Origin of the sequence: Microcoleus sp. A006_D1 (genome assembly GCF_036702805.1) — a bacterium.
In the GTDB taxonomy this organism is placed as follows: Bacteria; Cyanobacteriota; Cyanobacteriia; order Cyanobacteriales; family Microcoleaceae; genus Microcoleus.
Genome location: NZ_JAUBVZ010000003.1, coordinates 258,395 through 282,612 on the forward strand (window position 1 = coordinate 258,395; position 24,218 = coordinate 282,612).

General features: G+C 45.6%; 15 protein-coding genes and 1 pseudogene. 4 read left to right on the forward strand and 12 right to left on the reverse strand.

Annotated elements, in window-relative coordinates; all coding sequences use genetic code 11:
• Window positions 1-164 precede the first annotated feature (164 nt).
• The 8 genes and pseudogenes from QUB68_RS06730 to QUB68_RS06765 form a co-directional block, all read right to left on the reverse strand.
• Window positions 165-452: pseudogene (locus QUB68_RS06730) on the reverse strand (NAD-dependent epimerase/dehydratase family protein); the annotation flags it as partial.
• Entirely contained in the window at window positions 431-1,561 is a 1,131-nt protein-coding gene (locus QUB68_RS06735) for a glycosyltransferase (protein ID WP_332990587.1), read from the reverse strand. The pseudogene QUB68_RS06730 and the gene QUB68_RS06735, both read right to left, overlap by 22 nt.
• Before the next feature lie 11 nt (window positions 1,562-1,572).
• Window positions 1,573-2,775: a glycosyltransferase family 4 protein gene (locus QUB68_RS06740; RefSeq protein ID WP_332990589.1), complete on the reverse strand. Its 1,203-nt coding sequence runs from the start codon at window positions 2,773-2,775 to the stop codon at window positions 1,573-1,575.
• Window positions 2,776-2,844: 69 nt separating this feature from the next.
• Complete coding sequence (locus tag QUB68_RS06745) at window positions 2,845-4,125, reverse strand: hypothetical protein (protein ID WP_332990590.1); 1,281 nt, start codon at window positions 4,123-4,125, stop codon at window positions 2,845-2,847.
• 71 nt (window positions 4,126-4,196) lie between these two features.
• Complete coding sequence (locus QUB68_RS06750) at window positions 4,197-5,390, reverse strand: O-antigen ligase family protein (RefSeq protein ID WP_332990591.1); 1,194 nt, start codon at window positions 5,388-5,390, stop codon at window positions 4,197-4,199.
• Between the two features lie 45 nt (window positions 5,391-5,435).
• Window positions 5,436-6,635 (reverse strand): glycosyltransferase family 1 protein, encoded by a 1,200-nt coding sequence (locus tag QUB68_RS06755; RefSeq protein ID WP_332990592.1) that lies wholly within the window; start codon window positions 6,633-6,635, stop codon window positions 5,436-5,438.
• On the reverse strand, window positions 6,595-7,983 hold the full coding sequence (locus QUB68_RS06760) for a lipopolysaccharide biosynthesis protein (protein ID WP_332990593.1): 1,389 nt from the start codon (window positions 7,981-7,983) through the stop codon (window positions 6,595-6,597). The genes QUB68_RS06755 and QUB68_RS06760 overlap by 41 nt, the downstream gene beginning before the upstream one ends.
• 73 nt (window positions 7,984-8,056) lie before the next feature.
• On the reverse strand, window positions 8,057-10,864 hold the full coding sequence (locus QUB68_RS06765; protein ID WP_332990594.1) for a polysaccharide biosynthesis protein: 2,808 nt from the start codon (window positions 10,862-10,864) through the stop codon (window positions 8,057-8,059).
• Between the two features lie 549 nt (window positions 10,865-11,413).
• On the opposite strand from QUB68_RS06765, the gene QUB68_RS06770 reads away from it, so the two are divergent.
• The 4 genes from QUB68_RS06770 to QUB68_RS06785 all read left to right on the forward strand — a co-directional run bounded on the left by QUB68_RS06770 (window position 11,414) and on the right by QUB68_RS06785 (window position 17,328).
• Window positions 11,414-13,621 carry a GumC family protein gene (locus QUB68_RS06770; RefSeq protein ID WP_332990595.1) on the forward strand — a complete coding sequence of 736 codons (2,208 nt, stop codon included), beginning with the start codon at window positions 11,414-11,416 and terminating at the stop codon, window positions 13,619-13,621.
• Window positions 13,622-14,503: 882 nt separating this feature from the next.
• Complete coding sequence (locus tag QUB68_RS06775; protein WP_332990596.1) at window positions 14,504-14,797, forward strand: hypothetical protein; 294 nt, start codon at window positions 14,504-14,506, stop codon at window positions 14,795-14,797.
• 291 nt (window positions 14,798-15,088) lie between these two features.
• Window positions 15,089-15,214 (forward strand): hypothetical protein, encoded by a 126-nt coding sequence (locus tag QUB68_RS06780; RefSeq protein ID WP_332990597.1) that lies wholly within the window; start codon window positions 15,089-15,091, stop codon window positions 15,212-15,214.
• Between the two features lie 170 nt (window positions 15,215-15,384).
• Window positions 15,385-17,328, forward strand: coding sequence for a leucine-rich repeat domain-containing protein (locus QUB68_RS06785; protein ID WP_332990599.1), 1,944 nt, complete (start codon window positions 15,385-15,387; stop codon window positions 17,326-17,328).
• 474 nt (window positions 17,329-17,802) lie between these two features.
• Here the strand turns inward: QUB68_RS06785 and QUB68_RS06790 are convergent, their stop codons facing one another.
• The 4 genes from QUB68_RS06790 to QUB68_RS06805 all read right to left on the reverse strand — a co-directional run bounded on the left by QUB68_RS06790 (window position 17,803) and on the right by QUB68_RS06805 (window position 23,593).
• Window positions 17,803-18,648, reverse strand: coding sequence for a nitrate ABC transporter ATP-binding protein (locus QUB68_RS06790; RefSeq protein ID WP_332990601.1), 846 nt, complete (start codon window positions 18,646-18,648; stop codon window positions 17,803-17,805).
• A 256-nt stretch (window positions 18,649-18,904) separates the two neighbouring features.
• The gene (locus QUB68_RS06795; RefSeq protein WP_332990603.1) at window positions 18,905-20,905 is read right to left on the reverse strand and encodes an ABC transporter ATP-binding/substrate-binding protein; all 2,001 of its coding nucleotides are present in this window, start codon (window positions 20,903-20,905) and stop codon (window positions 18,905-18,907) included.
• Between the two features lie 299 nt (window positions 20,906-21,204).
• A complete protein-coding gene (gene ntrB, locus QUB68_RS06800; protein WP_332990606.1) occupies window positions 21,205-22,050 on the reverse strand; it encodes a nitrate ABC transporter permease in 846 nt (281 codons plus the stop codon).
• 133 nt (window positions 22,051-22,183) lie between these two features.
• The gene (locus QUB68_RS06805; protein ID WP_332990610.1) at window positions 22,184-23,593 is read right to left on the reverse strand and encodes a CmpA/NrtA family ABC transporter substrate-binding protein; all 1,410 of its coding nucleotides are present in this window, start codon (window positions 23,591-23,593) and stop codon (window positions 22,184-22,186) included.
• Window positions 23,594-24,218 lie beyond the last annotated feature (625 nt).

The window sequence follows — 24,218 nt, forward strand, 5'->3', positions numbered from 1 at the left end:
GCCATAATATGATTATTTTGGGTCACAAATGACTGTTTGAATCAATAAGTTTGATTTTAATATCTGGATAATTGTAAGTCTATCGTTAGCGAGAATATACTGGAAAATAGAACCTAATCAGATGCTGAAGTGCTAATTCAGCATCTGATTAAGTTCAGCACACTCTAACCGTACAAAGACTGCACCCATTCCCATTCTTGCTTCAACCCTTCTCTCAAAGAAACCTGTGCCTGATATCCCAAGATTTTCTGAGCTTTTGATACGTCAGCGCTAGTATCTCGCGCATCTCCTTTGCTGGATTCTAGGTAATTGATGCGAATCGGGCGATCGACAATGTTTTCCATAGTCTGAATAACTTCTGCTAAAGCAACTCGACTTCCTCCGCCTATATTGAAAATTTCACCTACAGCTTCCGGCACTTTAGCAGCAGCTAAATTAGCAGCAATGCAGTCTCAGCATACAATGCCTCGTATAGCTTTAGAATATGCGGTACGTCATAATTAATCATATTTTCTCGTCCTCGCTTGCCCATCTGTTTAGCCTCGTCTGGATGGTCTAAAATCCAGGTCATTGCTGATGCTATGCCGTTGATATCTCCCAATTTTACCAGCAAACCATTGCCATTTTCTAATAAATCACGAGTACCTCGAATATCTGTACCGATGACGGGGATTTCCATACACAAAGATTCCATGACGCAATTAGGCAGTCCTTCTTGGGAAGAAGCAATCAGAGTAGCTACCGAGGCACACATCAAAACAGGAATATCTCGCCGCAATCCTAAAAAATGTACTTGCTTTTGAATTCCTAATTCGGATGCTAGTTGCTGCATTTCTTCAAAAATTAGTCCATTTCCGGCCAAGGCTAAGTGTACTTGAGGCCGACCTAGTTTGGCAAATGCTTTTAAAATATCTCCAGGGCGCTTGCGGGGAATAAATTCAGCTACCGACAAAAATAAAGGGTTTTCAGACCCTAGTCCCAACTCTTGACGGACTCCTACGATCTCAGCTTCGGAAATAGCACTGGGATTAAAGCGATCGAGATTTAAACCAGTTCCTGGGATGTAACGGACTCGTTCGGGAGAAATCAGACCATAGCGCTTTGCTGCTGATTCATCCTCCCGATTAACTACTACTAAATAGTCCGTCCAAGGCCCAGCAATCTTTTCCAGTCCCAAGAATATAGCATTTTTGTATAAGGAGCCTCCTTTGTAGAAATGAAAGCCTTGGGCTGTATAGATTACCTTGACTTTTTCCTGCTTTCTCAAATTATTAAGAGCGTAGCGGGTAACAAAGGCAGCTACGGGCGTGGACACATTTACTAAGTCGTATTGCTCTTGCGATAATGCGTGCCGAATTTGTGCAGGAGCAGCAATTAAATTTTTGGGATCTAATGGGTTGCGCGACCATTCTACATCCCAGACGCGATCGAAAGCCTGCACACATTCAAGATTACTTGAAATTCCCTTAGCCATACCATCAACCTGCCAGCCCCGCTCCCGTAAATGGCTTACCAAAGGTAGGAAAAAAGCCCGAAGGGTATCTGGGATAGTTGTAACCATTAAAAGTTTTTTCATGATTTTCGATCTATCCATGCTTCGGTTTGTTCTCGCACACAGCGATAAAACGCATTTCGCTTGGAGCGGAGCACTTCATCTGTATACTCTTTGGCTTTGTTTAAGTTACGGGCTGACATCCGTGCCATGCGATCGCGATCGGTCACTACCTCGCGAATTTTGCTAGCCAAAGCAGCCGCATTGCCCGGTGGCACCAGATCCTCATGATCGAGCAATTCGGGGATGCCGCCTACGGTGGAGCCAATACACGGTAGAGCTCGTGCCATCGCCTCCACCATTGCTCTGGGTAAACCCTCCTGGTGGGACGGCATGATAAAAAGGTCTGCTCGATCCAACTCGGTGCGTACAGCATCGCCAGCAGTCAACTGCCCGCGAAAAAAGACCCGCTCTGCTAACCCCAGGGCTCCAACTAGAGCCTCCATTTCTGCCCGGTACTTGCCGTCTCCAACCCAAATTAACTTGATGTCTAATCCTTCTCGCATACAGATAGCCACCGCTTCTATCGCCGCATCCGGAGCTTTATAGAGTTGAGCTAGCGAACCCACAGCGATCAGGGTCAGCGGGCTGCCTGGAGGCTGGGGCGATCGCCCAACAGAAGCGCAGGTAGCCTCGGGCAATTGGGCCATCGAATAGTAGGTTTTAAAAGCTTCTGGATTGGGCGGATATCGCAATTGAAGAGCTTTTTCTGTAATATAGGCAGCGACATTAGCGTTGGCGCAGTGTTCTCGCAGCCGACGGGGAGACTGCCAGCGTAAGAAGGGGCGCAAAAGGCTTTTGACGGAGCCTGGGGCGAAGACATCGTAAGGATCGGCGATGACATATACGCCGTAGGGACGGTCACTGGCCCGCAGCACGGGTTCGATACAATAAGCAATCTGAGAAGGAGCGTAAAAAATGACGGCATCATTGGCGTTGGCGACAACTGCTTGTCTGGCAGCGTGCTGAACTTGTGGCGCTTTTAGCAGATACTGCCACGGCCCTATGTAGTAGGGAACAGCGACAAATGAAACTCTTTCACCGTCGGCTCGTATCCAGTCTGAAGGCACGGCAGAGACTTCGCGGACGCGGGCTACCGGCACGACTTCCTCAAAAACGTCAAAGTAACGCATCCAGTACGAATGTGCGAACATTGTTTGCGTCCACACTGCTCCGTCGGGAGTGCGATCGAAGCGATGCTCAACAGTTACAATTACTTTCATAAAATTTGCAATTCTCCTAGCATTTTATTCCAAAAGTGCGATAGCTTATTTTGCCAATATTGCTGGCATTCATAAATCGGGGTTGGGCGTTACAGATGTTTGCGTAAGTCCCGATCCAATAGCAAGTCTGTAAACATGAACCTCTAGAGGTTTGAGCGAGCCAAAAAGTTTCCCTCCCTTGAGACTCATACCAGAAGGACGCCCCTGAAACATCGATCGCGCTTCCCTCACCTCGATCGGAAGTTCTAGGGACACTTCTCTTGATTTGCCGTAATTGCTGTTGACAACAACAGCGACAGCTTGGTCTTCGCCTACCCATATCCCCGCTACTATATTAGACATTTTGGTATCAATTTTTTGGAAATCTCCTTCGAGCAATAGTGGACTAATTACTTTTAATTCAGGCACTAAAGATTTGACTCCCTCCCACAAATCCGGGTGGTTTGGCAAATGCCAAGCCGAATCGTGATAAGTGTAGTACAGAATCCCTTTACTCCCGGCAAGCAAGGCTTGATAGGTCATATTGCGCACTTCCTCAAACGTGGGCGCTTGCGATCCTTCGTATTTTTGGGAAGGGTGAAATTGCCAATTGTATGTCTGTAAATTAGCATAAGTAGAGCGATTAAATTTAGAGGTGGCTTCCCACACCTCCGATATATCAGAATAAGTCGCCGGCAATTCTTCTGGTTTCCGACCTTTGATGGGATAAGACTGCCTCGCAATGACATCGGAACAATTCGCAAACCCCTTGAGTTTATTTGAGTAGCCACTAACGTAAGTGATGTGGTTTGGATCTACTGTCTTCGCTTGCTGGTGAGATTTCAAAATATCATCGCCATTCCATTTGCCGTTATCAACATCGTCAGCAATACTCCAGCCGAGTACAGCAGGTTTTTGCTTAAAAGCGTTGACTAAATTCTGGAGGCCGATGGAATTTTGCTCTGTCAAAACATAGACTCCCAGCCGCTCAGCTTCGTCTAGAAAATCTCCGTAATCATCGATGTTAGTAGCCGAAGCATGAATTGTGTTAAATCCAGCAGCAGCGATATCGCGGAGAGCAGACTTTCGTTCTTCCGCTGTTGATTCCCAGGAAACGTGATAGAAACCAAATGGAAAAAATGGTTTCTTATTAATCACTGTAGTACCGCCAGCACGAATCTCTACTATTTTCTGGTTTTTCGGAGTTAGAGCAGCTACAGGTGCGACAATAGCAGGAGAACAATATGAGTCAACATTTGCCATCAGGCTAGAACCGAAAGTAAAAATAATTGCCGACATCAATAAGAGAGAGGGCAGTAGAATCAAGCGACGCCATTTGTTGCCATTTTTTTTACGATTTTTGTAATTCATTCCGTCTTGTTTTCTTTGAATGTCCAGGTCGCAAAAATTGATTTAAATTAGGCATTAGGGAGATTTTTGAGTCATATTTCGGCCTTCCTACTTTTGGTTTCTAGTGGTTTAGAAATCACAATACCTACAGACAGCATATAGGCAAGTGTCATAGCGTTGCCTAATGAGCCAAACATCCCTTCAGCCATAGATAAAAACCAGAAGCATACCGTAATCAGGAAGGGAGCGATCGCAGCACAATCCTCTTTGATATAAGTTTTGAAATAGGCATAACTATAGAAAAAACTCGCGATCCCAAAAGCGACTAGCAAATATGCTGCTATAATTCCATTTTGTCCGATGACTTCAATAATTGTATTATGTCCTCCGAGTCCAAAGTTTAACTGAAAGTAATTGGTGCCGTGACCCACTAAATCTGATTCGTCTAAGGTCTGTCCCCAAATGTGATCTCTTCCGCTCAAACCTTCCTTAGCTTCAAAGTTATTGTTGAGACTCTTGCTAATAGCCTCAATTTGTTCTCCTCCAAATAGCAAGATTGTCGTCACACTCACAGCCACGATGGTTATCATTTTTTTGACTGCTATGGGATTTTTTAAAACCTGCCCAAAAAACAGAGCAAACATAATAAAGCATACCATCATTGAAGTCCGGGAGTTCGCTAAAATTATCAGAATAAAAATGCCGGACAAACCAGCAGCAATCAGCCATAAATACAGCGATGATTTTTTGGCAAACCAAGCACCAATTAGTAAAATAAATAAACCAGCGGACATGGTTGCACAGGTAAATCCCATTTGATTGGAGTTAGCAAATACTCCGCGATATAGTGTACCGTTGCCAGGGGGAGAGGAGACAAGAGAGGTAACAATATAGGGAGTATGACCTAGAAAAAGTCCCATTCCCATGAGGATGTTAGCATTTTCTTTCATAGCTTTTGGTAGAGCATTAAAAAAAACTAATGGGACAGCAATCATCTGCCAAAAACCGTTCGTAAAAACAGCTTTGTCATTGTTAACCAGTCCCGATACGACTAATGCACAGCCGAATAGCATCCACAACAGGAGAAGAGGTCGAGCTTGACGATGAAAACCCCACTGTTTGAACGGGGACATGAGGATGAGAATTAGTAAACTTGAGGCCACTAACAAATAGCGCAATTTAAGGACGGCTGGATCGAGAGGAATATTATAACTTCCCAAGCTAATTAAAGATGTTCCACCAAACAGCACAGATAGCGCGATAACTATAATGACTTGTCGCAACATAAATTGAATAACTGGTTTAATACAAACGATACGATCGGATTGCTGTCAGGAGTTTGAGAGGTTAGCTTCGTAAACCTCTGTCAGGGTTTTGACACTCGCTGCTATATTGAAAGGGCTGTTTTCTACGATAGCTAAGGAATCTGTTTGACTAAGGGCTGCTGATGCGCAATTTCTTGCTGATATAACCGCTTCTGCCCAAACTGATGCGGATTTGGACAGGGGAATTCGTTGTAGCAGAGGTCTGACTAAATCAGCTTCTTGTGGAACAACGTCCGAGAAAATGCAGGGCAGTCCTGCTGCTTGTGCCTCAATTAATACTAAGCCCAAACCTTCATGGAGGGATGGAAAAAGAAATAAATCTACAGCATTTAACATCAGTCGGGGTACGTCCGACCTGTTGCCGACAAAGATGACGCGATCGCCCAAACCCATTTGCACAGCTTTCTGCTGAATATTTGGGCGTAGCGAGCCGTCTCCCATCAGTAACAGGTGCATTTTGGGTTCTTGCTTGATAACTTCTGCTGCAATTTCTAGAAGGAATAGATGATTTTTTTGCGCTTCAAATCTGCCGGCGTGACCGATAACAAAAGCATCCGCAGGAATGCCCAATTCAGCACGAACTACGATCGCGCTGACGCTCGCGCGGAACGATTTCAGATTCACTCCGTAGTAAAGTACCCGCCAACGCTGGTCAGTTTTCCAAGCTGAACTGAATAAATCCGCGACAGCGTTGCGGCTGCATCCCAAACCAACTGTTGCATATCGGGCGATCGACCATTTGCTTAAATCAAGATACAAACGTCGGTACAATCCTGCTTTAGCCTCTGTTGAAGAGGTATCGTTGTGGCTGTGAGCAATGCGGACAGATATTCCTGCCTGTTTTGCTAACCAAAGCACGTAACCGCTGAAGTGATGGACGTGACTGTGAACAATGTCATAGGGCCCGTATTCGCGTAAAATTCGTTTGAAGTTGCTCGCGTACAGCCAAGGTTTTGACGGATCGAGGCACGGGATAATCTTGCTACCAAGAGTGCGCACTTCTTCGTCGTAAGGGCAAGGTTTTTCAGTGTGAACCAAAAAGTCCATTTGAAAGCGATCGCGATCGATATGTCGCAAAACGTGCATCAGCCACGTTTCCAACCCGCCCCGGTTCATCCCACCGACGACATGAAGAATGCGTAGGGAACGATCGCCTTTGCAGTTTTTATTTTCTTTCTGTATATCTGTCGAGCTTGTATATTGCATGAGCGATCGCCCCTAAACTAAAACTTGCTTGAACAACAGCCCCAACGATCAGCGCGATCGCAGCCCCGCGCACTCCCATAGTCGGGATTAACCAGAGACAACTGATCGCAGAACTCCCTGTCACCAAAGCAAACAAAGGCATTTGCACTCGGAAGTACCTAGCAGCCGTCATCCCGTAACCCAAAAACGAAGACATATAACCCATTCCCGCCGCCACCATCAGCCACACAAACAAATCTGCTTGCTGACCGTATTCTGGTCGATAGAGAAGAGTCAATATCTCGCGCCCAGCAACAACAGCTACTAAAACACCCGTCCCTCCCAGGGCTGCACCAACCCCTACCAACTTGAATAGAAGAGTACGAAAAGCAGTGCTATTTCCTGCTGCATAATATTTCGCCAGTCGAGGACTAGCCGACTCCGCCAGCGCGCTCACCACCATTTGTCCAGCTACCATCAGGTAAGATATTGCACCAAAAATACCCAGTTGTCGCTCTCCCAAATACCGCTCAATAAAGTATCGAGGGATATTACTGTTGAGGGAAATCAACATCATCACAAAACCTAAAGGCAAAGCCAGCCATATTAACTTTCCCAAGGTTTTCAAATCCCAGCGCGGGAGTAACTGATTTTTACTTTTTTTTCCATCTTGCCAAGGGGGGGTTAAGGGGGTTGAATTGTCGGTTGAGTCAGAATGATCCCCGACTTCAGAAGCGATGAATCCTGTCTCTAAAAAATTCTCCTCTTCTGTCTTTTGAGAACTCTTCAGGATTAACGCACCGTTGCGAATGTCGCACGCAATTAGCACGACAGCCCAGGCAACAGCTAATCCTACTGCTCCCCCCACAACAGTTTTAGTTATAAGCACTCCAATACTTAAGAATAAGAGCGATAGAGGGCCTTTGATCATGAGCGCGATCGCAATTCGATCCATCCGTTCGTGCTGCTGAATTAAGCCGTAAAACACATCGCTGATCGACTCGAAGGCCTTCGCTAGTCCTATTGCCAAAATCACTAGCGAAGTCTCCCAGCGATAACCAGCTTTCAGCGTAATTCCTGCAATAATCAGCAGCGCTAAACTGGTGCCAATTAGCCTCAGACCCAAATAGTCCGCGAAAACATACTGTTGTTTAGCATCTGTCGCCTGGATAGCCCGGAGTTGCAGATTAGTAAACATGATAACAGGTGCTGTCACCGCCAAACCCAAGGTGAATTGCCCCACCATTTCAGGACTGCCCAATTTAGCAAGCAACACCAACATCCCCCACTGGGAACCCGCATAAACGAGATTACCAGTAAAAGTCCAGGAAAAATTCCGGCGTAATGTTAGTGGTTTGAGCTGTTGCATTCGTAGCTAATTACTAATTGGTCAATTCAAAACCGTAAATCTCTAATCCCAAATCCCTTGACAAATGTCGCCCTTAATTTTTAGCAGTCATAGCACCAATCAATCTCTCCACCTCAGAGCTTTCAACAGGCTTCGAGAAAAAGTATCCCTGGCCGTAGAGGCATTTCAGCGCTTTGAGCTGAACTATTTGCTCCGATGTTTCCACCCCAGTTGCAATCATACCCATATCTAGCTCCTGCGCGATCGCAATAATTTTTTGGAGAGTTTCTAAGTTCCCGCCGTCAGTATCTAGCCCGCTAACCACAGAGCAATCTAGCTTCAAACTGTCGAATTTTCCATACTTCATGAGTATCAAGCGGTGGAGGCGAGTTAAAGATTTATCGCTCAAACCGCAGTGATCGATTTGGAATTGCACCCCTAAAGCTTTGAGTTTAACAAACACAGCGGTAGCTAACTCAGAATTGTCGATCGCAACTTGCTCAGGAATCTCTATCTTCAAACTAGAAGCATCAAGCTTAGTTTCCCTGAGAATTTGGTAAAGTACCTCGCTTAAATCTGGTTGGAAAAACTGTTTGCTAGTCAGATTCACGCTGACACTTAAGGGATGGTCAATATCAAATCGGTGTTGCCAAATTTGCAACTGGCTGCAAGCTTGACGCAACACCCACTCGCCAATAGGCACAATCAAGCCCGTGGCTTCTGCCGCTGGAATAAACTCGTCTGGGGCAAGAAATCCGCGAGTCGGGTGCTGCCAGCGCAACAGCGCCTCAAAAGCAGTAATCTTATGAGTTTTAAGGCATACTATCGGTTGATAGTAAAGGCGAAACTCCTCAAGTTTAAGAGCCTGCCGCAAATCATTCTCTACCTGAACGGATACAGGACTAATGGAATTTGTCTGAACCTGCGAGGAATGTCCTGCGATATCCGTTTTGTCATTGGCTGTATTGGCGTGCAAATTAACCCTTGAATATCCCGGTATGTATTCAGGCACTAACTGCTCTAGCAAAAACACAATTAAATTAGCATCATTCCGATTTGCTGCTTGACAAAGGGCTTCTATGTCCTGCTCAATATTTTCTCGGACAATGCGGCTGGCATTGCCGAGAATCAGAATTTTTTCATGTTGAGTTTTGTCGTAGGTTTCGCCGGGAATAAACAGTTCTTCAAACAATTTTTCTCCCGGCCTCAGCCCCGTGAAGACGATATCAATGTCTTTACCCAACTCATATCCTGAGAGGCGAATTAAATCTTTTGCCAAGTCAACAATTCTGACTGGCTGCCCCATGTCGAGCATGAATACTTGACCCCCGTGACCGAGCACTGCCGCCTGCAACAGCAGTTGCACTGCTTCGGGAATTGTCATGAAATACCGGCTGATATCTGGATGAGTAATGGTGATCGGGCCGCCTTCAGCAATTTGCCGCTTGAAGGTCGGGACGACGCTGCCGCGACTGCCGAGAACATTGCCGAAACGCACAACTACAAAGGGTTTTCCACTTTTTTGGGCAGCTTGCAGTACCAGCATTTCCGCAACTCTTTTGCTGGCTCCCATAATGTTAGTTGGATTCACCGCCTTGTCAGTCGAAATCATCACAAAGTGTTCGACATCGTACTTCAATGCCATATCCAACAGGTTTTTTGTTCCCCGCACATTATTAGTAATGGCTTCAGGCGGGTTTAATTCCATCATCGGTACGTGTTTGTGAGCAGCCGCGTGAAAAACAATATCTGGTCTGACTGTTTCAAACACGTACTCTAAGCGCTCTACAAAGCGAATATCGGCGATGAATGTTGTTAATTGAGGGATATTTATTTTGATTTCGCCTGCTTTTTGGAGTTCGGCAATCACCCTGTTGAGTTCTTGTTGAATGTTGAATACAGAGTTTTCTCCGTGTCCTACAATAATCATTTCCGCAGGTTCTGATTTTAAAACTTGTCGGCAAAGTTCGCTGCCGATCGAGCCACCAGCTCCGGTAATTAGAACTTTCTTGTTTCTGATAAATTCGGAAACTTTCTCGACATCAGTTTGGATGGATTCGCGACGGAGCAAGTCTTCAATTTGTACTTCCCTGACGCTGCCCAAGCTGACGCGGCCGTTGATGATTTCATTGATACCGGGTAGCGTACTGGTTGGCACTCCAATTGACTGACAAATTTCTACGATTTCTCTAATTTCTCTTCCCGGGGCTGTGGGAATGGCAATGATAACTTTAGAGATATTTAACGAGCTAACTATTTTGGGAATTTGATGGCGATCGCCTACTACACTTATTCCACGAATCCGCAAGTTGAGCTTTTTCGGGTCGTCGTCAATGAAAGCCGCGGGGTAAAGTCCTAGCTGCGGACTCCGCTGCATTTTCTGCATCAAAGAAATGCCTGCACTCCCTGCACCGACTATCAGCAAGCGATCGCAACGCTGAAATTTCCGCCGTCTTTGGCTCAACCTTTCGATCGCCGGAATGCTGAAACGAATGCCACCGATCAACAAAAAGCTCAGCATCGCATCCAGCAGCGGCAGCGATCGCGGCAGTTTGTTAACCCCAAAAATACTCAGGTGAGCAAGCTCTTGGAACAGTATAGTTTCTACTGCTAAAGCCACACCGATCAGCACCGCTATTTGTGCCAATTCGTCAATACCGGCATACCGCCAGTAACGCCTGTAGAACCCGAAGCTATAAAATACAGTGAGTTTTACCGCAACGAACAATACCGCAGCTACCGCTAGCCCGTACAAGTAGGGTGCAAGAGTAAAAGAATCGTCTAAACGAATAGCTAGCGCCAATACGGGGGCGATCGCCAAACAAATCGTGTCAATCAATAAAAAATGACGGTTCCTCAATCTCAGCAAACCTTTGCTAATTTTTCTGATTATCCTGTTCATAACACGCCCTACAACAACAACTACAGCTTACGATCGTACCAAATTGCTTCTTTAAAATGTAGAATCTTCCCTCTTGTCTGGGAGAATCCTACTTATCCTACTTATCCTATTTATCTACCTTTGACTGCAACTGCTTATAAGCTATTCCTAGACCCACACCCGCACACATTTTTAACCGCTTCAAGGGAAGAACCTAAAGCAGATCGCTGAAAGCAGATAACATAGAGAATATCTACTATATGCCATTTTTTTGATTCCACTTTGATGTACAGTCTTGATTATCCCACCAACCTCTTTCTTTTGTTCTAGTATTTTCAATACTTTATCAAACCAATAATATTTAAATACCTGTATAAATTGACACCCCTGTTACATGGAATTCGTATAGTATAGACACGCTAAATCTTTCATTTATTTACCGCTACAGATTAATTCGTATTGTAATAAAACTCAATATATTAAAAAAATATAATACTTAAGTATTATTGACATAGACGACGAAATATGATATGATAGAATAATTTTATGTCATAAGTTCAGGAGGAATTTATGGAGTCCGCAGAAACTGGTATAGGGTTTCAGCAATACTGGCAAATTCTGAAGCGGCGTTGGCTGCCAGCCTTAGCTGTATTTGGGTGTGTTCTCGCATTAACTAGCTATAGTGTACTCAAGGAAAAACCCGTCTATGAAGCTGAAGGCAAGCTCTTATTTAAAAAGACAAATCCTGCCTCTGCCTTAACAGAATTGGGAAAAGAAATAGGACAGTTGACTCCCGCGGCAGAGCAAAGCAATCCCTTGACTACCGAAATAGAGTTAATTCGTTCTGTTGAAATTGCAGCAAAGACCATCAACAATCTCCACCTCAAGGATGATAAAGGCAATGTTATAACAATCAAAGATTTTTTGAAAAAGCTGACAGTAACTCCAATTCGTGGAGCAGATATTCTGACGGTTTCTTATAAAGATAGAAAGCCAAAACAAGCGGCAGATGTTGTAGGAAATATGATGAATTTGTATATAGAAAATAATGTCAAAGTAAATCGGCTAGAAGCTGTGGCTGTCCGCCAGTTTATTGAAAAGAAGTTACCTACTGCTGAAAACTCAATGCGGAAAGCAGCAGCCCAACTCAGTGCATTCAAAGAAAACAATAAAGTAGTCAATTTAGAAGAAGAAGCTAGATCGGCGGTGTCAGTTATGGCGCGTTTAGAAACCCAAATAGACGATGCTAAGTCGGATTTAGTCAAAGCAAGTGCTAAGTCCCAAGCATTCCAAACACAATTGCAGATGAATCCGCAGCAGGCATTAACTGCGAGTACCCTCAGCCAGTCTAGTTCAGTGCAGGAAGCTTTGAAAGAATACCAACAGGTAGAACGGCAGTTGAAACTTGAACAAAACCGCTATCTAGACACTTCGCCTATAATAACTAGGCTAGAAACTAAGAAATCTACCCTGAAAGCTCTACTGGACAAGCAAATACAGCAGGTTCCTGGTGGTCAGCAACAAGGGTATGACGGGAATTTGCAGATAGGAGAAGTGAAGCCAAAACTGATCGAAGAGTTTGTCAAAGTCGAGGTAGAACGGCAAGGTTTAGCTCAGCGAGTTTCTATTTTATTAAACGCGCTAGCTAGCTACAAGCAGCGGGTACATAATTTGCCCAAGCTGGAAAAAGAACAGCGCGAGTTATCGAGAAAACTGCAAGAAACCGAATCTGCCTATGCAGAATTGCAAAAAAAACTTCAGGAAATTAGGATCGCAGAAAGTCAGAAAGTGGGTAACGCTCGCATTATCCAAAAAGCTAGTGTTCCTCAAGAACCAATTTCTTCTCGCAAATCTCTCTTGCTAGTTTCGGGTAGTTTGCTGGGAACTTTGCTCGGTATAGCTACGGCTCTAGCTTTAGAATCTCAAGACAAATCTGTCAAAACTATTGAAGAAGCGAAGGAATTGTTTGGGTTTACCTTGCTGGGCGTGATTCCTGCTCATAAATTTGAAAAAAATAGCTGGCTAAATTTCCTGCGGCCTAGTTCTGCTGCTGGGGATTCGGAACCATCTTCTCGACAGATTGTTGTGAAAGATACTCCTCACACTAATGTCAGTGCTGCTTACCGGATGCTTCAGGCTAATCTGAGGTTTCTGAGTTCGGATACGGAACTAAAGGTGATTGTGGTTAGCAGTTCGCTGCCGCATGAGGGGAAGTCTACGGTAGCTGCTAATTTGGCTGCGACGGTGGCTCAATTGGGACGAAAGGTTTTGCTGGTAGATGCGGATATGCACCGCCCGGTTCAGCACCGAATTTGGGAACTTCCGAATCAGGTGGGTTTGAGTAATGTGATTGTGGGACAAGCTGAGTTAAAAAGTGCGATCGCCCAAGTGATGGATAATTTAGATGTGCTCAGTTGTGGGGTGATTCCGCCGAACCCAATGGCTTTGTTGGAATCCCAGCGGATAACTTCATTAATTAAACAATTTTCGGGTAATTATGATTTAGTGATTGTTGATAGTCCTTCTTTAAATGTGGCTGCTGATGCTCTGATATTGGGCAAAAAGGCGGATGGTATTTTATTGGTAGCGCGGCCGGGGGTGCTGTATTCTGGCAATGTGGCTTTTGCTAAAGATTTGTTAAAGAAATCCAGTCAACACGTGCTCGGTATGGTAGTGAATGGGGTGAGTCCTAAGAACGAACCGCACAGTCATTATTATTTTACGAATGAGTCGTACACTCAAGTACAAAGTCCGAGTAAAAATCATAAGAGAGTGTGATTTAGGGTTGATAGGAAAAATAGGGGCAACCACGGTTACGAAAAATAGAGGGAAACCACGGGGGGATTGCCCCTACAAAACGCTATAAATAGAGTAGCTTAGTTTTTGGCGATCGCCTGTACAAGTTGGGTAAGTCTTGTGCGATCGCGCTTCTTAGCACAAACTAAGTGCGATCACGCGATCGCCCTTTTCTTGACTAGCACAAATTAAGTGCGATCGGGCGATCGATATAATCCAAAAGTGCGATTCACGCTCGGGATAGCTTCACTTCACGCCGGAACGATCGGCATCTAGCAGCCTTCGGTACTGCTAGGAACAGCCTCTAGATTGACATCAGCATTAAACACAATGACAAAGTGAGCATTGGGGATTAACTGTCGGATAATCCGCAGATGGCCCTCAGCGTCAGAATGCCTGAAAAAATGGGCTACAGTGATTCGCTGCATATTGGGCAGCAAACGAACTATAGCAGTTGACCGCTCGACAGTGGACAGCTCGCCCTGAGCGAAGCCGAAGGGTTATGCAACTGTCAACCCTTCGACTGCGCTCTTCGGGCAAGCTGTCAACTGTCCACTGTAAACTATCAACTGCTATAATAGTCGGCGGTTGAAACCCCGATTGAAATTAACCGCAATATTTGTAGGGACGGGTTCACCAACAATCTCCAACTCCCACCGACAATCTACATCAACCCGCCCCCACCCAGCCGACTGTTTCCGATCGCACTTTCACGCTCTAAAATAACCCCTGTCACTCCAGCAAACAGTTATGGAATATGGTTTGTCGAGATTCCTTGACGCTCCTGTATTACCAATGTAGTATAAAAGAGTGGTAGAAAAGACCAACCGATCGACACCAGCAAACAAAAATTAGAAAAAACCTATGCAACCCATCAGACAAGGCGACGTAATTCTCACGCCCGTACCGCAAATGCAAGGAGAAAAAAAACCTCACCTAACCCTCGCCGAAGGTGAAGTCACCGGACATTCTCACCAGATCATTGAGGGACAAGCTGAACTGTACGAAAAAGACGGTACTCTGTACTTGCGAGTGCTTTCGCCGACAGCTTTATTGAGTCACGAAGAACACCATGCGATCGCAATTCCTGAAGGTAATTGGATGGTGCGAATTCAGCGCGAATACGAGCCTCAAGGTTGGCGGTATGTCGCAGACTAAGGTTTAACAAACTCATGCCAGCACAAGAGGCTCAGATTCCAGTTTATCGCGAAAAGTGGAGGGCGATCGCGCTTTCGACAGGGCCGATCGAGCGATCGCTGTGGAAATGATTAAAGTGGGTGCTCGTGCGATCGGCACTCGCAGCATTGGATGTCATTTTGTGCGATCGTATTTGTCAAAAACTTGCAGCCACTAAATTAGACACTTGCCAGGGATACATACCCTGTTGAAAATCGATTTCAAGGACAATTTCGACGCATTGGAGCGTCCTTTAGCAGTTTTTTGTTGAAAATGAGCTTTCTGAATACGGGATTGCTTTATGCGTTGCGAGTGCCGCCAGATATGACATCTGCTAAAGAAGCAATTCGCTGGGTAAACTGGGGAATAGAGCCTGACGAATTTAACGTGCAAACTTGAAACTCCCCAACCCTGTTTAACAAGTACAATCCTCAACTCACCAAGATCCAAGAAACCGGGTTTTTTACATAATCTACGGACTGCGATCGAATAATTTTCGTAAAAAACCCGGTTTCTGGCCACCCGTGCGTAAATGCTAGTCTTATATTCTCCTAACTTCAAACAATTTTATGTCTGAACAACAACCAAAAATATCGATAAATCTCAGCAATTTTGCCGATTGGTGCAAGCACAAAGATAGCCTTTCAGAAGCAGCAAGATATACAGTTGAGGTGCTGTTAAAAAAAGCTGGCACTTCTGACATTTATGAAGCGAACCAGATACTGTCAAGTAGCAATAACTTGGATCTGGAAGCCAATCAAATATCAGACATCACACCCCTGCAATTTCTGACTAATTTGACTGATCTGGCACTGTACAACAATCAAATATCAGACATCACACCCCTGCAATCTCTGACTAATTTGACTAAGCTGTATCTGGACAACAATCAAATATCAGACATCACACCACTGCAATCTCTGACTAATTTGACTTCTCTGAATCTGTACAACAATAAAATATCAGACATCACACCCCTGCAATCTCTGACTAATTTGGCTTATCTGAATCTGGCCAACAATAAAATATCAGACATCACACCCCTGCAATCTCTGACTAATTTGACTCATCTGTATCTGCACAACAATCAAATATCAGACATCACACCCCTGCAATCTCTGACTAATTTGACTTCTCTGAATCTGTACTACAATCAAATATCAGACATCACACCCCTGCAATCTCTGACTAATTTGACTGTTTTGTATATCTCCAACAATAAAATATCAGACATGACACCCCTGCAATCTCTGACTGATTTGACTTATCTGCATCTGTACTACAATCAAATATCAGACATCACACTCCTGCAATCTCTGACTAATTTGACTTATCTGAATCTGTACAACAATAAAATATCAGACATCACACCCCTGCAATCTCTGACTAATTTGACTTCTCTGAATCTGTACAACAATAAAATATCAGACATCACACCCCTGCAATCTCTGACTAATTTGGCTTATCTGAATGTAAATTTTCAACCTGAACAGAAGGCTCTAATCGAAGCGTGTCGTCAAAAGTGGGGAACTCTCGCCAACTCTACCGAACCCATCTCTAACCCCAAAGCCGCAGCCGCCGTTAAGTCTGTCTGCGAGATCCTGGGTTTAAAGGCCTCTGAAATAACTTTTTGCAGTAGCCCCAACGGAGGGGTAGCACAAATACCGCTGAAAAGATCCAATGACACTGATTTGATAAAGCGACTTACAAAACGGGTAAAAGATGCGCTGCACCCCTTTTTCTTGATAACAGAATTGCGGCAAGAACTTTCGGAGTTAAGTATATGGGAGGAACAGCTAGAACAACAATTTAACACAGACTTTCCCAATTATTGGAAATATTCAAGACCAAAAGTTACTCCAAAATATTTGGTTGAGAATCTCGCTCTTGCTGAATTCTGTGTTTCCTTGGGCATTATTATCAAACCAGAAGCACAGAAACTTTTTGAATGCCTGAACCAGATTTTAGCAGAATGCGGCTGGATTATTTTGTTAGATGATACCTGCATTGTGTGCTCGCGCCCTTGTCAGCTTAGCCTTGACAGCGAGTACCGCCTCCACGCAGAAGGGGAACCTGCACTGGAATTTCCCGACGGTTACAAAATCTATTCCTACCACGGTGTAACATTACCTGAAAAATACGGACAAATTCACCCCAATCTGTGGCAAGCACAATGGCTTTTAGCAGAAAAAAATGCTGAATTAAGACGAGTATTAATTCAGGGAATTGGTTATGCTAGAATTTGCTCCGAATTGCAAGCAACAGAGTTAGATTGCTGGAAAGAATACACACTGCTCAAAATTGATGCTGATATTGATGGCTTCGATCCTGATGATTTCGATGGCGATGAGGATGCTCCGAAAAAAGAAGATATTTATCTGTTAAAAATGACTTGTCCGAGCACGGGACACATTCATGTTTTGCGAGTTCCGCCTGATGTGACATCTGCTAAAGAGGCAATTCGCTGGGTAAATTGGGATATTGACTCAGAGGAGTTTTCCGTGCAAACTTGAGTAATACCAATTTAAAAAAGTATTGGTACAATCATCAATCTGAGGCCAATTGTTAAGAGTCGCATAGCCACCCGCCGGACACGGCAGTGCCGTTTCCCTACTAAAAACTGCTATCTTGGCAAAAATACTAATCCATAAAACACTAATCAACATTGGCCCTGTGACAGTTAAAATGGTGGAATGCACAAACCATCAATTTAGCAAAAACTGTTAATAACATAAGAAAGAAGCCCACCTTCAGTCAAAGGTGAGCTAAATTCATGCCAGCTTATAGACAGCTAGGCAATCGGGTCTCTTAGCGGATTGACGTAAAAGTTGAGAAAAAGATCCGAATCTTCCGGAAAAACTTATTCCCCAGCAATTAAGCTCCAGTTTACCCGATCGCACCAGCGACATCTCACCCCCAGCGATGTTCCCTGAAATTGGGGAAATACTGGAGCTTTATTTTGCCAGCAATCCCCAATCTCAAACAAATTAAGCGTCCTCATCGTGAGCAAAGCGGCGGAAGAGGAAGTCTAGGGCGTAGTTCCGCAAGTTGTAATATTCGGGATCTTCCATCATTTGCACCCGATCGCGCGGACGAGGAAAAGGAATCTCCAGAACCTCCCCAATCGTCGCTGACGGGCCGTTAGTCATCATCACCAGTCGATCGGCCAAAAACAGCGCTTCGTCAATATCGTGAGTAATCATCAACACCGTACAGCGGTGATCGTTCCAGATTTTCAGCAACTCTTCCTGCAATTCCTCCTTGGTAATTGCATCGAGAGCACCAAAGGGTTCGTCCAAAATCAGTACCTCGGGACGAATTGCTAAGGCGCGGGCGATGGAAACCCTCTGCTTCATACCGCCGGAAATTTGCGGAGGTCTTTTGTCAGCAGCTTCTGTCAGTCCCACCATTGCCAAATGATCTTTGACTATCGCATTTTTTTCGGCCTTCGACTTCTCAGGAAATACAGCATTAACGGCAATATAAACGTTTTCAAACACTGTCCGCCAAGGCAGCAAAGCATAACCCTGAAACACTACCATGCGATCGGGGCCCGGCTTCTCGATCCGTTTCCCTTTAATCGACACGGTGCCCTCGCTGGGATGGCTAAAACCCGACACCATATTTAACAGTGTTGACTTACCACAGCCGGAGTGTCCGATCAGAGTAATAAATTCTCCCTGAGCTACGGTCAAGTTAACGTTTTCTAATGCTCTGTAACCGTTTGGATATACTTTATAAACATTGTCTATCACCAAAAAAGGCTCGCGGCGATCGCTCGGTGAGTGGATCTGGGTGTTGGTGTTCGTCTGGTTGACAGCAGTGTTAAGCATGGGTTTGACAAATGGTTAGTGAGTGATTGGCAATTGCAAATAATCGAGTTTTGAATGGTGAGTTGCGAGTAGAGACTACTGAAACTCTATCTTTTTCTCGTTAGTCTCGAAATCTCTATCCCCCTAAATCCCCCTGATAGTCGGGGGACTTTGAACTCTCTTATTCTCGCTTCATTAGGATGAATTTGAACTCTCTTGTCCCCCCCTTTTTTAGGGGGGTTAGGGGGAATCGAGTTGCTGATTGTCAAACGCAATTCTAAGCAACTCTGCGGCCAGAATCTAGGACAACTTCCGCCATCGTGTAATCGCGTTTAATCGCCAGATTGTTGAGATAGCCGATCGGATCGTCAGCATTAAACACCGTTCCGTCAAACAAACGGAGAGAGCCGCGATTGTAAGTAATGTCAGACATCCCCAGCTCTCGCGCCGCCGTGCTGAAGGCGCCGACTCGCACCACCCGCTCCAGAATTTCCACCCAGTTGCGGGGGAACACAGTATCGCCCCAACGCGCCATCTGCACCATGTGCCATAGTTGTTCGGTGCGACTTGGGCGGTTCACCCCGTCGCCGGAGAACAAGTGGTGGGCGTATTCCCGCATCGGAGAATCGAGGTTGCAAGCAGTAGATTTGGGGTCGCCGAGTTGGATGAAACTCTTATCGGTAGCGACATATTCCCGTCCCGCGACAATCTCGGAAACTTCATCGGCGTGGGCCGGATCGGCGCAATAGTGGGAAGCTTCCAGTAAAGCTTTGACTAGAGCAATGTGAGTGTTGGGATAAGCAGCAGCCCACTCTTCGCGAACTCCCAGAATTTTTGCCGGGTGTCCGGGCCACAGTTCCAAATCCGTAGCCACGGTAAAGCCGACTCCTTCCATCGAGGCCCGCAAGTTCCAAGGTTCGCCGACGCAGAAACCGTCAATCGTCCCGCCTTGCAAGTCCACAATCATCTGGGCTGGAGGGATGTTTTTGAGCAACACATCATGATCGGGGTCAATCCCGCCGGAAGCCAGCCAGTAGCGCAGCAGCAGGTTGTGCATCGATGAAGGGTGAACGATGCCCATGCGGTGGGTTTGGGCGGGGGTTCTGCGCAGCATTTCTTTGAAATCTGCCAGAGTGTAGATTCCTTGGTCGTAAAAGCGTCTGGCGAGGGTAATTCCGTTGCCGTTGCGGCTCATGGTGAGGGCTGTAACGGTTGGTATCGGCTTCTCTTGGTGGCCTCCCAAGGTCAGCCACATCGCCATCCCAGAGGGCATTTGCGCTGCGTCTAAGTATCCTGCGGCGATGCCGTCTACGATGCCCCGCCAGCTTGTTTCGCGCACGAGGTGGACTTCATCGAGTCCGTGTTTGGCAAATAAGCCTTTTTCTTTGGCGACGGCTAGGGGTGCGCAGGCGGCGAGGGGGATAAAGCCGAGTTCGAGGTTGACTTTTTCCAGGCCGTGGCGGGCGATCGCGGGTACTTTCCGCGCCCGCAGTTTTTTGACTCGTTTTTGCTGGTTGAGGAAGTAGATCATTTCGCTGCGCAGGGCGTAGTAGCTGGGGTGCGTGACTACTTCCATGCGCTTGCGGGGGCGGGGGATGTCTACTTCGAGGATGCCGCCTATCTTCGATTCTGGGCCGTTGGTGAGCATGACAATGCGATCGCTCAGCAGCACCGCTTCATCCACATCGTGCGTTACCATCAGGGCGCTGATTTCGTACTCTTGGCAGATTTCCATCAACTTTTCTTGCAAGTTGCCGCGAGTCAAAGCGTCTAGGGCGCCGAAGGGTTCGTCCAAGAGTAACAGTTTGGGGCGCAGGGCTAGGGCTCGGGCGATCGCCACGCGCTGTTTTTGTCCGCCGGAGAGCAGTGCCGGTTGTTTCTCGGAGTGGGGCCCCAAGCCCACCATGTCGATGTGTTTTTGGATGATTTCTAAACGATCGGCTTTAGCTAAACCGTTCATTACCGAGTCTACGGCTAGGGTAATGTTTTCTCTGACTGTCCGCCAAGGTAGCAGCGAATAGTTTTGGAATACTACCATGCGATCGGGGCCTGGTTTGGTGATTCTTTGTCCGTCAATCGTCACCAATCCTTCTGTTGGCAAGTCCAAACCTGCCACCATATTTAGCAGCGTAGATTTACCGCAGCCGGAGTGTCCGATTAAGGAGATAAATTCGCCTTTTTTTATTTCTAAGTCGATGCCTTTGAGGGCTATGTATGTGCCGCCGTCTGATAAATTAAATGTTTTTCCGACTTGTTCTACCGCAATCAAAACTGACATGGTTTTCTTGCCTTTTTTGTAGGTTTTTCCTTGACTTTTTGACGATTGATTGTTGACTGTTGACTGTTATATTATGTCGGCTCGCACAACTGCTATATTGGTTCGTAGTGAGGACAAAGAATTCTCTTACACAGGCTGAGGACTTCAGTCCTTACTAAAAACCAGATCGCAGTTATTTTACCGGACTTGATATTAGCTTTTAGCTTTTAGCTGTCAACTGACAACTGCCAACTGTCAACTGACAACTGACAACTGTCAACTGTCAACTGTCAACTGACAACTGTCAACTGTCAAGTTAGCTATTTTCCTTGAGATGGAGCAATCTTGTGCTGCAACCACGCCATCAGGCGATCGAGCATCAAGCCAACAGCCCCAATGTAGAACACCGCTAATAGAATTTCGCTGATGTAGTTTTGCTGGTAAGCATTCCAAATAAAGAAGCCAATACCCGTAATCCCCGACATCACAATTTCCGCTGCAATAATCGCCAGCCAAGCCAAACCGATCGCAATTCTCAATCCCGTGAAGATATAAGGAAGCGCCGACGGAAACAAGATATTGATGTAATACTCCTTCCGAGAAAGTTGCAGCACTTTCGCTACGTTGTTGTAATCGTCAGGAATTTGGCGGACACCTTCAGCCGTGTTGATTAAAATCGGCCACACTGAGGTAATAAAAATTACGAACAAAGCAGCAGGTTCGTTTTGTTGGAGTGCAGCTAGGGCAATGGGTACCCAAGCCAAAGGCGCCACCATCCGCAAAAACTGGAAAATCGGGTCTAAAGCCTTGTTCAGGAAAGGATTTGTACCTACCACAACTCCCATACTAATGCCCACAGCAGCAGCGAGAGTGTAGCCTTTTGCTACGCGTTCCAAACTAGCCAAAGTCTGCCAAAATAAGCCGACTCCGTAGGTTTTGGAGTTCATAAAAGGATACATCAACAAGATCCGCGTGCGTTCGTCAGTCCAAACGCTAGTCGGCGGTGGCAACTTGATGATTCCAGTACCCGATAGGAATTGCCAAATTAGCAGAAACCCCAAAAGTCCTAAAATTGGCGGCAATATATTTGAGGAATTCTTCTTCCAAAACTCGCCCAGCGTGCCTTGGACATCGACTCCGCCTCTCCGATTTGTGCTTGCAGCCATCTTGCTAATCTCCTATGTTTCTGCTATTTTTTTCGACACTAATACCATTTTTACAAAGTTGACGCACCCTAGGAATAATCTCCGATGTTTCTGCTGTTTCTTTTGAGACTAAGTTATGGGAAGCTTCTACCCATCACGCTTTTTTAATTGCCAAACTCTTGAGGTAATCTTCTGGCTTGTCCGGGTTAAATTCTTTGCCGTCAAAGAACTTCTCAACGCCGCGAGATGTATTTTTGGGAATATCAGCATCAGCAACTCCGGCTAATTTAGCCGCTGCTTTCCACAAATCGCCGCGGTTGACTTTACCGATAATTGCCTTATAATCTGCCAAAGTTTTTGTTGGCAAGAAACCCCAGCGGACGCTTTCGGTTAAGAACCACAAATCGTGACTGGCGTAAGGATAAGAAACGCTGCCGAGGTCGTCTTTCCAGTACAGCGTACTCATTTTGAAGTCGTTGATTTCGGGCTTGCCGTCACCCAGATCATACTTGCCTTCATAAGGAGTAAGCAAAACTTCCGGCTTTACGTCAAAGAAGTTTTTGCCAGAAACAATCGACACCAATTCGGCACGATTTTCAGGTTTGTCGCACCACTGCTGCGCTTCAATTATTCCTGCTAACAAAGCTTCGGTGGCTTTCGGGTGTTTGTCTACCCAGTCGCCGCGAATTGCTAGGTATTCTTCTGGATGTGCTTTCCAGATTTGGGCAGTTAGGGCTGACAAGAAACCGATTTTTTCGCTGACTATCCGCAGGGGCCAGGGGTCGCCGGTGCTGAAACCGTCCATGCTGCCGGTTTTCATGTTGGCTACGGTTTGGGCTGCCGGTACTGTCAGCAACTCGACATCTGTGTCGGGATTGATGCCGTTAGCTGCGAGCCAGTAGCGAATCCACAAATCTTGGTTGGCTTTGGGAAAGGTGTAGGCTGCTTTGAAAGGCGTGCCTGCTTTCTTGAGTCCGAGGATGTAGTCTTGGGCGGATTTTTCGAGTTTGAGTCCGATGCCTTTGCCTTGGTGTTTGCCCGCGATCGCAATTCCATTTCCCTGAGTGTTTAGCTGTAACAGCACGTACATCGGGATTTGGACGCTGTTTTTGGTGATCAGACCTTGACTAATTTGATAAGGCATCGGCATTTGCCACTGGCCGCCGTCTATGCCGCCGCCTGCTGAGCCGATTTCTACGTTGTCTCTGGCAGAGCCCCAGTTGGCTTGTTTGGCAACTTTGACATCTACCATGCCGTATTTGGCAAAGAAGCCTTTTTCTTGGGCAATAATTAATGGTGCTGATTCGACGATCGGGATATATCCTAATGTAATCTTTGTGCTTTCGATGCCTTCTACTCTTTTCTCGTTGGCTACAGCAACTGCTGATGTGGCAACAGGAACTGCTCCGCCAGCACCGACACCACTACCACCGCCAGCACCGGCAGTTGCACCGGGTTCGGGGGGATTTCCCAAACAGCCTTTGAGCAGTATTGAACTGACAGCACCGGCACCTGCTGTGACGATAAATTTGCGTCTTGAAAATTGATCTGAAAACTTTGTCATAGCTTAGCCTCACTCCAATTCATAATCTTCTGTAACGACATCACTGAAGTTTATCAAAGCACTTTTTTGCTGTTCGCTAATTGGGTTTAGGGAACTCTTTTAAGCGCAGGTTGGCAGTAAGGAGTAAAAAACTTATTGTTACCATAAGCTTTTATGATATCCCTGCTGATTTGACTCTTTTGATTAACTCAATATTGCGATCGGCCAAGTTGCGTTAACTCGCCAGCAGCGAGCTCCACGTTTTCTCAGCTTGATTATTCAGTTTACCGTACTGTAGCTGTAATTATAAAACAAATATTAAATTTAACTGATAAGTATATGTTGTAGAGTCTTGAGTTTTGTTAAGTATTTCTTGGTGTTGCCTGCTTGTTTGACCCTTCGCCAATATTTCACCAAAATGCTTGTGGTGTCAGGTTTTGGGCAGTCGCCCGCTGCCTGCATTCTCATGGTTGTCAACGATCGGCTGCATCTCATACTTTTGATGTATTGACTGTATTTCTAAAAAATGTTAAAGAATCGGTTCAGGATCTGCCGATCGAGCGATCGCCCGTGGAGGTGGCGCGCTTATATTATGAGAAAAAAATGAGACAAAAAATGAAGTTTTGAGTGTTTTGCTGAGAGACAG